This is a genomic window from Flavobacterium sp. SM2513, assembly GCF_050908145.1.
In the GTDB taxonomy this organism is placed as follows: domain Bacteria; phylum Bacteroidota; class Bacteroidia; order Flavobacteriales; family Flavobacteriaceae; genus Flavobacterium.
Genome location: NZ_CP194228.1, coordinates 2487645 through 2500129 on the forward strand (window position 1 = coordinate 2487645; position 12485 = coordinate 2500129).

Annotated in this window: 6 protein-coding genes; all 6 read left to right on the forward strand. The window is 37.5% G+C overall.

Translation table 11 applies throughout. The features are described from left to right. Nucleotides 1-838 precede the first annotated feature (838 nt). The 6 genes from ACQ5J2_RS10440 to ACQ5J2_RS10465 all read left to right on the forward strand — a co-directional run bounded on the left by ACQ5J2_RS10440 (nucleotide 839) and on the right by ACQ5J2_RS10465 (nucleotide 12446). Nucleotides 839-1399 (forward strand): sigma-70 family RNA polymerase sigma factor, encoded by a 561-nt coding sequence (locus tag ACQ5J2_RS10440; RefSeq protein WP_432670347.1) that lies wholly within the window; start codon nucleotides 839-841, stop codon nucleotides 1397-1399. A 309-nt stretch (nucleotides 1400-1708) separates the two neighbouring features. Beyond that, nucleotides 1709-2653, forward strand: coding sequence for a FecR family protein (locus ACQ5J2_RS10445; protein ID WP_432670348.1), 945 nt, complete (start codon nucleotides 1709-1711; stop codon nucleotides 2651-2653). A 79-nt stretch (nucleotides 2654-2732) separates the two neighbouring features. Then, complete coding sequence (locus tag ACQ5J2_RS10450) at nucleotides 2733-5984, forward strand: SusC/RagA family TonB-linked outer membrane protein (RefSeq protein ID WP_432670349.1); 3252 nt, start codon at nucleotides 2733-2735, stop codon at nucleotides 5982-5984. A gap of 25 nt (nucleotides 5985-6009) precedes the next feature. Continuing rightward, nucleotides 6010-7560, forward strand: a complete 1551-nt coding sequence (locus ACQ5J2_RS10455) for a RagB/SusD family nutrient uptake outer membrane protein (RefSeq protein WP_432670350.1) — start codon at nucleotides 6010-6012, stop codon at nucleotides 7558-7560. A 42-nt stretch (nucleotides 7561-7602) separates the two neighbouring features. Then, on the forward strand, nucleotides 7603-8463 hold the full coding sequence (locus ACQ5J2_RS10460; RefSeq protein WP_432670351.1) for a tetratricopeptide repeat protein: 861 nt from the start codon (nucleotides 7603-7605) through the stop codon (nucleotides 8461-8463). Nucleotides 8464-8468: 5 nt separating this feature from the next. After that, nucleotides 8469-12446 (forward strand): choice-of-anchor D domain-containing protein, encoded by a 3978-nt coding sequence (locus ACQ5J2_RS10465; protein ID WP_432670352.1) that lies wholly within the window; start codon nucleotides 8469-8471, stop codon nucleotides 12444-12446. Nucleotides 12447-12485 lie beyond the last annotated feature (39 nt).

Below are 12485 nucleotides of genomic sequence, written 5' to 3' on the forward strand. Positions count from 1 at the left end.
GATTTCGTTGCGGCTGGAAGCCGAACACACGAGCGACAGCGAACTGACGAAGTAATGAATTGCAAATCACCGAATACTAGAATAAATAGAAATCAATGAGGTAATCCTGTGTTGAATCCTCCACGGCGGACAGGCTGGAACCGATTACATGTTGTTAACACTTATGGAGTTATCGATAAGTTGTTTGAGTAGATTTCAAGAGGACTAAGTGTCCTCTTTTTTTGTGGAGTAAAATCAAGATGGTTTTTGCGTGTTTTCCTTCACCTTCGGGCACAGGTGTCCTTACCCGTTAAATCAGTTTTTACAGGAACTTTTGTTTTGGCTACCGCCAAGATACCAAGCAGGCGGACCTCGTTGATCAAATACCGCTATTCGATGCAAGTTTCATGTTTTGCAACACGGACACCCCTCTGGTGCTCGATTGCATCGAGTACCTACTTATGATAGTATAACAAAAGGCAGCGTTTGCAACGCGGCTCTGCAACTGGGAACACGCAGCATGTAACCTCTATGTGCATTATTAAGAACCTAATCACTATTCATTCCTCCCAACAACTCCCAACTCATAATTCATAACTCATAATTGATAATTCAAAACTCATAATTCATAACCCCTCCACGAATGTCTCCCACTTCGCAGCATCTAAATTTCCAGAACAACATCATTCTCAAAGATTTTCTATAAAAACGCACATCCCTCTGCGAATGGAATAAGGTTTGTTCAAGTTTGTCATTTTTATAATTTTAACTTAACCGAATAATAATACCAATACAAATAGACTTTACAACGAATGCTTTTTATTTGCACAAATCGTTTATACTGCAAAAGGCAATTTTTATGGGCAAAAAACAAGATTTTAATAATGCGTACAATGCGTATTGGTACCAACTATTTGCCCATGCAAAATCTATTTTAGAATCCAAAGAGGCTGCCGAAGATGTTACCCAAGAAGTGTTTTTAGACCTATGGAACAGACTAGATGATTTAGAAATTAAACATTACCGCGGTTACTTATTCAAAGCAGTGAAATTTCAGTGTTCTAAAAAATTAAGAAGCTTACCTTTTACAGAAGTGCAACTAGAGATTTTAGAAGTTGCTTCACATGTTGAGGAATACGATTTTACTCATAAAAGGGAGGAAGAAAACCAGCTTCTTTTAGAGAAAATCGACTTGCTGGCAAACGAAGTTTTACCCGAAAAATGCCTGCAAATTTTTAAACTTCGCTTTGAAGAAAATCTGAGTTATAAGGAAATAGCGGCTGCTTTGGGAATTTCCATAAGTACGGTAGATAACCAGCTCAATAAAGCATTAAAAGTAATCCGAACATCTGGAATTTATAATTCTGAAATAATTCTAATTCAACTGGTTTTGGCTGGGATGTATTCGCTTTTTCGTTAATGTTCTTTGCACACTTTTGCAACACACTTGTTATTTAAATTTTTAAATAACAACTATCTTCCTATACCTACATCTTCTGTAAGCCGTCGAATTAACTAATGGTGCTTAAAATTTGCCGTGGTTAAACAGATCAAATTTAAATTGAGATTGTTTAATTAATGTTGTGAAACCGAATTGATTTTACGGTTATCTGTTACTAGAATGTTAGCTAAGTTACTAAACCTTTACCATCAAAAAAAAACATAGGGGTAATCTTTATTTTGGGTACTTCATAGTAAAGACCCATTGTGGGACAACTAAAATACAGCTATGAAAGAAAACGATTTTAAAGAAATCTTAAAAAAACACGAAGAGGGTACAGCCTCGCACGAGGAGATCAAACTGGTCGAGAATTTTTTTGAATTAATGGAACATAATGGAGAAGGCGAAATAGAATATAAAAAGGATTTGGCTTTAAAAAACCGTATGTACAAAGCCATCGAAAAAAAGAGGAAACCCAAATCAACGTGGAGTTATAATAGAGCGGCTTCCATACTTTTAATGGTAAGCATAGGACTAGCTAGTCTAATTGCGTTGAATCTCGTTAATTTCAATGCTACTAAGAATATTTCGCAGATGACAAAAAAAACGAGAGGAGACGAACAAACAAAAATTTATTTACCAGATGGATCTCTTGTAATCTTAAACGGAAACAGCACTGTGGAATATCCTCAAGAATTTACGGATTCTGTTCGATTTGTAAAATTAAAAGGTCAAGCGTTTTTTGAAGTCACTAAAAATCCAGAAAAACCTTTTATAATTCAAACGGGTAACATAGCTACAAAGGTGCTAGGAACTTCTTTTAGTATAACTCAAATAGAATCTACAGTAGAGGTTATCGTTAATACCGGTTTAGTAAATGTCAGTTCACTAACCGAATCTGTAAACCTAGAACCCAATCAAAAAGTAACCTACAGTGATAAAGCAAAAACACTACGTAAGCATACGGGAAATGCCGAAATAACCAAATTGTGGTGGAAAGATGAAGTGGTGTTAGAGAAAATCCAGTGGAAGGAATTGGCTACGACACTGCAGGAAATATACAAGATACCTTTTGTTTTTAAAGATGAAGATAGTAAAAAAGGCTATTTGTATTCTTTTAAATTAAGGAAAGATGAGCCTTTAGATAGTTTGATTACACGAGTAAACTTTATAAATGAAACAAAATTAATAAAACAAAAAAACAGTGTGAAAATAGAAAAGAAGTACAGGTAAAAGAAAAGGAGCCTGCAGTAACAGACTCCTCATTAAAGCATTGAAATAGAACAAAACGTAAATCAAATACTTAGTAAAAATGAAAAATATTTTTAAGAAAACACTGCAGTGGGCATTGTTTATCTGTTTTTTTAACGCGTTGCATTGTTATGCAAATACACAATCGTACGGCCCTATCGAAGTAACCATAAATGAAAAAGGGGTTACGCTTGTGGAAATTCTATCTAAAATTGCAGATATAACAAATTACAATATCAGCTATGGAGAGTATATAGCCAAAAATAATAAAAAATTTAATGCAGTATACATCAAAACGGATTTAAGTGAAGTCCTAGACGATTTAGGAAAGCGTGCTTCTTTTAGTTTTAAAATTAAAAATAAAGATATCGTTATAGGTAGTAATCCTATTATGTCCATGCAAAAAAATACGGTAACGGGTACGATCTTAGACGATTTTGGATTCTCATTACCAGGTGCTAATGTGGTAGAAAAAGGAACTACTAATGGAACTACAACTGATTTAGATGGGAAATTTTCACTCAGCGTGGAAAATGCTAATAGTATAATTGTTGTTTCTTATATGGGTTATTTGTCTCAGGATATTCCACTTAATGGACAAGATATTATCTCAGTTAGAATGGTATTAGATGCCTCTGGTTTGGACGAAGTGCTGATTGTAGGGTACGGAAGTGTTAAAAAAAGTGATTTGACGGGTGCTGTTTCTTCTGTTTCTGCGGATGAGTTAACCGCTTATCCAGTAGAAAATGCAATACAAGCTTTACAAGGTAGAGCGGCCGGTGTAAATGTACAATCGGTAAATGGTGCCCCAGGTTCAGATTACAGTATTCAGATACGTGGAAACACCTCTATTAATGCTGGAAATGAGCCTTTAATTGTAGTAGATGGTTTTATAGGAGGGACGATGCCTCCTTCCGAAGATATCAAATCCATCGAAATCCTTAAAGACGCATCTTCTACAGCCGTTTATGGAGCTAGAGGTGCAAACGGTGTGGTTATCGTGAATACAAAGAGAGGTACCAAAGGTAAAGCACAATTTAGTTTCTCCAGTTCTTTGTCTACCCAAGAAGAAATTAATCGTTTAGACCTGCTAAATGCAGACCAATTTACCGACTATATTAAACAAATAGATGCCGATTTTGTGCCTGAACTTACGGGAGAAGGAACCAATTGGCAAGACAAAATCTACAGAAAAGGAAGTATTCAAAACTACCAACTTTCTGTTTCTGGTGGCTCAGATAAAATAAACTACTATTTGTCTGGTGCACTGTTTAATCAAGAAGGAGTGGTGCAAAGTTCGGACTTCAAAAGATATTCGTTGACTTCAAACATAGACCTTGAAGCTTCGGAGAATTTAAAAGTAGGGACAAGTATTTTTGTTCGTCGGACCAACAAAAATGGGGTCAAGAGTCAAGAAGGTGGAAATGCAGCACAAACAGGTGTAATTTCTAGTGCTTATAAATTTTCGCCTACTCAAGGTCTCCGGGATCAAAACGGTAACTATGCTTTAAGTATCGTTGGATATCCTATTGATAATCCTTATGCCATGGCAACAGAATATCAAAATGAGGAAATTACCGATTTATTTCAAGGAAATTTTTATGCTGAAATAGGGGTCATTAAAGATTTAACCTTTAAAACGACGTTAGGAACAAGTATTTACGACAGTAGAATAGGGCAGTATTATCCTACTACATTAGATCGCGGAAATAGTGTGGGTGGTGAAGCTACTTTAAATACCAATAAAAAAACAAGTTTTATTAGCGAAAATTATTTAAACTATTCTAGAGATTTTGGAGCGAATCATAGCCTTTCGATTATGGCCGGTTATTCCTTTCAAAAAGACCGCTCGGAACGGACCAATAGTGTTGCTTCAGGCTTTATATCCGATTCCTTTTCTTTTTGGAATTTGGGTGCAGGTTCCAATGCTGCTGCAGTAGATTCAGAACTATCAGAAACAGCCTTCGAAGCTTTTTTTAGTCGAATTAATTATACATTGAAGGATAAGTATTTATTTACATTCACTGGCCGTCGGGAAGGTTCATCTGTTTTTGCTAAAAATAATAAATATGGCTTTTTTCCTTCTGCTGCTTTTGGATGGAAAGTTTCCGATGAAGAATTTCTTTCTAATATAGCTACTATTAATTTATTAAAACTTCGTATAAGTTACGGTATGGTGGGTAATCAAGCCATTAGCCCCTATCAATCTCTGGCTTCTTTCACCGATGTTTTTACAACGGTACAAGGTAGTGCCGTAATCGCCATCAGGCCTTCCACACTTTCAAACAACGATTTAACTTGGGAAACTACTACCCAAACAAATGTGGGAGTGGATTTGCAGCTGTTTAAAAATAAATGGGGTATAACGGCTGATTATTATAATATGAAAACCAATGATCTATTATTCAATGTGCCAACTCCAACTTATACAGGTTTTGAAACACAACTTCAAAATATTGGAACCGTGGTAAACAAAGGGTTTGAATTAGGAGTGAATGCCACTTTTATGCAAGCTGATTTTAAATGGAAAACTTTTGCAAATATTGCTTTTAACAAAAATGAAATCGTGCAATTGGTAGAGAATGACACACCCGGAAATGATATTTTCTATTCTTCATCTCCATTATCAGGTACGGGAAATACACAAATTTTAAGAGAAGGACAGTCGGTAGGACAGTTTTGGGGATATATCTATGAAGGAGTGGTACAAACCCAAGACGACGTACTAATTGGTGGAGAAGAAATGGGTGGCGAGAAGTTCAAAGACCTGAATGGTGATGGTCATCTAACAGATGAAGATCGAACCATTATTGGAGATCCTCATCCTGATTTTACTTGGGGATGGAATAATGATTTTAGTTATAAAAACTTTAGTTTATCCATTTTCGTTCAAGGATCGCAAGGGGGCGAAATGCTAAACTATACTTTAATGGAATTAGGGGCTTTAAATGGAAGAACCAATGTTACTACAGATGCTTTAAACAGCTGGACGCCTACAAATACCAATACCGATATTCCACAAGCTAGAATCAGTAGAAGCTTTGTGAATTCCGATAGATGGGTGGACGATGCAAGCTATGTAAGGTTGAAAAATATTTCTATTGGATATGATTTTTCTAAAAGTGTTTTGTCAAAAATTAATCTGACGAATGCACGAGTATTTGTCAGTGCACAAAACCTATGGACGCTTACAAATTACAAAGGGGTAGATCCAGAGGTTTCTTATAGCAATTCGAGCAGCAACCTAGGATTAGATTACGGAAGTTACCCTAACGTAAAATCAGTAACGGTAGGTCTTAAAGTAGGATTTTAATAAGTACTAGAATTAATTAGATAATATGAAAAATAAACTAAAATTAGCAGCATTTGCACTTTTATTAACCTTTGTAAGTTGTGCAGACTTAGATGAAAACCCAGTGGGGACCTTAACCCCTGTAGGCTTTTTTAATACGATCCAAGATGTATATCCTATGATTGATGGGACATATGGCCTAATGGCATCCTCAAATTATTATGGAGGCGGACTAACAGTTCCTCTTCAACTAATGAGTGATATGGTAGACAACGGGTTCGAATTTAGCGATTATGCCGAATTTAGTCCGTTTTTAGTGACACCTACCAATTCATATGTTAAAAGCCTTTGGACATCTTCCTACCAAACAATTGCTACCGCTAATACTGCCATTCAAGGGATTAGTTTCTTAGAGAATGGCAACAGCGAGGAACTAAGTAAAGCAGAAGGGGAAGCTAGATTTGTGCGTGGGTTTTTATACTATCATTTGGTTAGACTGTACGGAAATATTCCTTACATAGATAGTCCTGATATCGTAAATCCTTTAAGTATAAAGCAATCTCCGCCCGCTGAAGTGTATGAATACATTATTGAAGACATGAATTTTGCTTTTGAAAATTTGGAAATGGAGTCCCGTGGAAATGTTCGTTCACGACCTTCCAAAGGTGCGGCAGCTGCTTACTTAGCTTCTATATACATGACGCTAGGAGATTGGGAAAAAGCATACGAATATGCAAAATGGGTTATTGATAATACAGGTGCTTTAAATTACGGCTTAGCGACCGATTACCAAGACTTGTTCAGAACTAGCGAACAGTGGAATTCTAGAGAATACATTTTTGTTCTGGATTTTACAAGCAACCAAACCGGTCAAAATCCCAACACGGCAACGTATGAGAACGATAACAAAATAGGGCCAGTAAACGGAGTAGAAGGAGGTGCATCGCCATTTGGAGGCTGGAGCATGCTGGTGCCGCATCTGAATGTATATGAAAGTTGGAACGCCAATGATTACCGTTTGAAGGTAAGTATGACCGATTCCCTCCTGTTAGACGATAATACCGATATCGTTAGACCCTACACCGATTTTGAAGTTGCAAGACCCCATATAGCAAAGTTTACTAGATTTCCCGGAGAAGGGAGAACCACAGCAGGATGGCGCTCGGATATGGACTATGTTGCTTTTAGATATGCAGAAATCCTACTTATTGCGGCTGAATCTGCAAATGAGCTAGGAAGGTCCTCTGAAGCAATTGGTTATGTAAATCAAATAAGAGGCCGTGCACGAAACGCAGGAACAATCAACTTTTCTGGTGGTGGCCTTGGTGTATATGCTCCATCCAATTTTCCAGAAGACGTTGTTCCTAGCATGAGTGGATCGGCACTTACCAACTTAATTCTGGAAGAACGTAGAATAGAACTTTCTTTTGAGTGGAAAAGATGGTACGACATTGTGCGTAGAGATTTAGGAAGTACAGTTTTTGGTACAAATGGCTTAGAACCACAAGCCAATTTTTCCCAGTTTAGGTATTTATTACCCATACCCCAAGAAGAGATGAGCAAGAATAAAAATTTTGTCCAAAACCCAGGGTATTAATAGAATTAAAATAAAATAGAGCACAAGTAAAAATTAAGTACAATGAAGCATATTAAAAAAAAGCAGCGGAAATCCATTTTCAATAAAGGATTACTAGTAGTCATAGCAAGTTTTTCGTCACTTGTAATGTTAGCCCATGGCGATTTAAGCAAACGAATTGCTGCTAAAACCCATCAGATAGAAAAGGAACCAAAGAACTTTACGCTGTATTATGAAAGAGGATTGCTGTACCAAGAGCACAAAGAATACCCCGAAGCATTACAGGATTATAAAAAGTCTAAAACGTTGGGAAATACCAATGAAGTGGTAAACTACCGACTAGCACAAGTACATTTTTCTATAGAAAAATACGATGCAGCCTTGTCAGATATTACTGCCTACCTCAAACGCAACAGTACGGACGTAAAGGGCAAAAAAGTGGAAGCTCAGATTTTATTCAAGAAAAAAGCATATAGTAAAGCCTTAAATTCCTACCAATATGTGTTTGAAAATACCACAGACCTTAGACCGGAAGATGTCATTGAATATACGGAGATTACTTTGGCACAAAACCATGATAATTATAAAGACGCCTTGACAATTATTGAAAAAGGTTTGGTGAAAATAGGTACAAAAACAACTGCATTGCAATTAAAAAAGCTGGAATATTTGGTAGCATCTAAACAAGAAAATAAAGCAATAGAGCAGTACAATTATTTTATCAAAGAAATCGAGCGAAAAGAATTTTGGTACTACCGAAAAGCCAAGTACTTGGCTGAAATTAACAGAAAAGAGGAAGCAATTATCAATTTGAAATTAGCAACTGTAACGGTGGACCAACTCGGGACCAAATTCCAAAACAGAAGCTCGGTAATCACTTTAAAAGAACAAATAAAACAACTAGATAATTCAATTAACAACTAGAAACTATGAGTAGAAAAGGTACATTTATATGGATAATGTTACTATTGTCAGCATTTTCATTTGCACAGACAGTGGTCGATATTCCCATCAATTCCAGTAATGGATCTGCAGAAGAAGATTTCAGCGGGGACGGATATGTAAGTACGTCCAGTTCCGATTTAGAATTTTATTACGATGGTACGTCACAGCAAGTGGTTGGGGTACGATTTGAAAACATTCCTCTACCACAAAATGCAGTGATAACTAATGCATACATCCAGTTTCAGGTAGATGAAAATGGAGCAGGGGATGTAACGGTAAATGTAACGGCTGATGATACGGACAATGCAGCTGTTTTTGGCAGTAGCGTAGATTATGGATTGTCTTCACGTACAAAAACTACTGCAAATGTAGACTGGATTATGGCCAATTGGACAGGACAAATTGGCGCCTATGGCACTGATCAACGTACACCAGATTTAAGTGCATTACTTACCGAAATAACGTCTAGAGAAAATTGGCAGCAAGGTAATAGTATGGCTTTTTTATTCACGGGTATATCAAGATCAGAGGGTGCTTGGAGAGAAGCAGAAAGTAGCTCGGCTGGAACGCCAAGTTTGCATATCGAATACGAAACGCCCGCTGGAGCCATTGCTACATCAACAATCACTTTACCTCTAGCTTCTGCTAGCGAATCTGCGGAAGAAGCATATAGTACGAGTGGATACGTCAGTACAGTGAGCTCCGACCTGGAACTTTATTACGATGGGTCGGTAGAACAAGTGGTTGGACTTCGTTTTACTAATGTAACACTTCCTCAAAATGCAGAAATTACCAATGCCTACATCCAGTTTGAAGTGGATGAAAATGGAAACGGGGATGTCACGGTTAATATTAAGGGAGATGATACAGATAGTGCTTCGGCACTTGGCAGTAACGGAAACTTCGGATTGTCTACTAGGGCTATGACTTCTGCTAATGTAAATTGGTCTATCCCTACCTGGGAAGGACAAGTGGGGCAAGCGGGAGTAAGCCAGAGAACACCAGATGTTAGTGCAATTATTACAGAAATTACCGCTAGAGAAGGTTGGGTATTGGGAAATAATATTGCTTTTTTATTCTCCGGAGTTTCAAGATCGGATGGAGCTTATAGAGAAGCTGCAAGTTTTTCAAATGGAAAACCCTCTTTGCATATCGAGTACGTTACGCCTCCAACTGAAATGGAAGTAAGTGGAGACGATGTTGCTATAACCAGTGGGGATACCACTCCTGAACCTGCAGATTTTACACAGTTTGAAAATACAGGGATCAATCAAACGAGCACAAAAACGTTTTCCATCCAAAATGTAGGGGATGCAGATTTAAATTTAACAGGTGACCCAGTGGTCGCAATTAGTGGAGATAGTTCATTTACGATACTTGCTCAACCTACTGCTACTATTTTAGAATCCAATGAAAATACTACGTTTGTGGTACAATATGCTCCAAATGCAGCAGTTACCAATACCGCTACAATTACGATAGAAAATAATGATTCGGATGAAAATCCCTACACTTTTGCTATCCAAGCTTCAGGAGTTGAGCCAATTATGCAATTAGATGTGCTAGGAAATACGGTCGCTATTGCAAATGCAGATACGACTCCAGATACGACAGATAATACGGATTTTGGAGATGTTTATACGGTCATTGGAAAGAAAAGAATTTTTACACTACAAAACACCGGAAATAGCTTAATTACAATTAATTCTATAACTAGTAGTAATGCAAACTTTACCATCAACTTACCGCAAACTACGGTAAATGTAAATGAAACTGTTTCTTTTGAAATCACGCTTGTGCCAACAAGTTTAGAGGTAGTTACTTCTACAATTACAATAAATAGTAATGCAATTACTAATAATCCCTTTACATTTACAGTACAAGGACAGGGAACAGATCCGGTATTCCCAATGGCTGTTTCTGCAGGCGACAATTGGTTTTACTTAGCCGACGGGAGTAACCAAGGAACTGAGTGGAGATCTCCTTCATTTGACCAAGGAGATTGGACGGAGGCTGCTACAGAAATTGGTTATGGAGATGGGGACGAGACAACAAATATTGGTCAGCCTGCAACGCCAAGACCACTAACTACCTATTTTAGAAAATATTTAAGTATCGCTGACGCATCCATCTTTAACAGTATCGATTTAGAAGCGATTCGGGACGATGGTATTGTAGTATATATAAATAATATAGAAGTTTGGAGAAATAATATGCCTGCGGGAGATATTTTGTTTGATACGGCTGCACTTTCAGGAATAACGGGTGCAAATGAAAGTGCCTGGAATTATACAAGTATACCCGCTGATGCATTGGTAAATGGAGTCAACTGTATTGCAGTGGAAATCCACCAAGAGGATGAGGTAAGTTCTGATATTAGTTTTAATTTGAAATTAACACCAAGTACACAGCCTGTTGCAGCTCCTCCTACGGAAGTGCTAAGAGGACCTTACTTACAGAGTGGTACTGCAACTAGTGTAGTAGTAAAGTGGAGAACAGACATTCCAACGGCTTCGGTAGTAAACTATGGTACAGAACTAGCTACCCTAAGTATGCAGGTGTTCAGTGAAAACATAACAACAGAACACGAAGTAACTTTAACTGATTTATCCCCGAACACAACCTATTACTTCAATATTGCAAATCAATCGGTAGTGGTTAAAGAAAGTACGACGGGAGACATGTTTGTCAAAACAGCACCAATTAATGGAACGGATCAGTTTGTTCGTGCATGGATTTTAGGAGATGCTGGAACAGGAAGTATCAACCAAAGAAATGTAAGAGATGCCTACTACAACTATGTTTCTACTACTACAGCTTATGCAAACCAAACGGACATGATGTTGTTTCTTGGAGATAACGCCTATAGCAATGGTACGGATGCAGAACACCAAAGTTATTTCTTTAATGTATACCACCAAATGCTGCAAAAATCGGTAGCCTGGTCTTGTCTAGGAAATCACGATGGCTATACTTCCGATTTAGCGACACAGTCCGGTCCTTACTACGATATTTTTACATTTCCTACGGCTGCACAAGCAGGTGGGGTAGCCTCAGGTACAGAAGCATACTACTCCTTTGATTATGCAAATATTCACTTTATCGTCCTTGACTCACACCAATCGGGTCGTGAAGTGGGTGGAAGCCAATATTTATGGGCTCAAAGTGATATGCAAAATACAACCCAAGACTGGATTGTAGCTTTATTTCACCACCCAGCTTACTCTAAAGGTTCTCATGATTCCGATTACGAAGGTCGACTAATTGATATGAGAGAAAACTTTATGCCTCTATTAGAGCAAAATGGGGTAGATCTAGTATTAAATGGACACAGCCACTCGTATGAACGTTCTTATTTTATAAATGGACATCAAGGTGCATCCAATACGTTCAATAGCAATGAGATTACAAACGGAGGTCATACCGTGGGAGTTACAGGCAGTGGAAGCGGTCGAGTAGACGGTACGGGTGCTTATAATAAAACACTAGAGGCTTCGGAAGGTGCGGTGTATATAACTACAGGTTCTGCAGGACAAATCTCAGGTGGAGATTTAGACCATGAAGCTATGTTTTTATCGCTAAACCAGTTGGGATCCTGTGTTATGGAAATTGATTCCGATGGTTTGGGTGGACAAAATCTTACCATAAAGTTTATCAGAGACACAGGTGCTATTGATGATTACTTTACTATTCATAAAACAGGGGTGACACTTTCTGTAGAGGATCGGGAAAAAACAGACAAAAGTATCAAAATTTACCCTGTACCAGCAGATGATTTATTAAACATAAAGGTCAATTCTAACGAAAAGTTAGAAAAGGTGAAGTTCTATAACAATGTTGGCAAACTTGTAGAGGAAAGTACAAAGGAAACAATTAATGTAAGCAAACTGATAACAGGAACTTATATTGTAGAAGTTGTAACCAACAAACAAACCTATTACAAGTCCATTATAATAAAATAACCTTAAAGTAATTTATAATTTTTATAGAAAGCCTCAATG

Coding starts and splice junctions, on each gene's coding strand:
- ACQ5J2_RS10440 (WP_432670347.1), top strand. CDS start 839: ATGGGCAAAAAACAAGATTTTAATAATGCGTACAATGCGTATTGGTAC.
- ACQ5J2_RS10450 (WP_432670349.1), top strand. CDS start 2,733: ATGAAAAATATTTTTAAGAAAACACTGCAGTGGGCATTGTTTATCTGT.
- ACQ5J2_RS10455 (WP_432670350.1), top strand. CDS start 6,010: ATGAAAAATAAACTAAAATTAGCAGCATTTGCACTTTTATTAACCTTT.
- ACQ5J2_RS10465 (WP_432670352.1), top strand. CDS start 8,469: ATGAGTAGAAAAGGTACATTTATATGGATAATGTTACTATTGTCAGCA.
- ACQ5J2_RS10445 (WP_432670348.1), top strand. CDS start 1,709: ATGAAAGAAAACGATTTTAAAGAAATCTTAAAAAAACACGAAGAGGGT.
- ACQ5J2_RS10460 (WP_432670351.1), top strand. CDS start 7,603: ATGAAGCATATTAAAAAAAAGCAGCGGAAATCCATTTTCAATAAAGGA.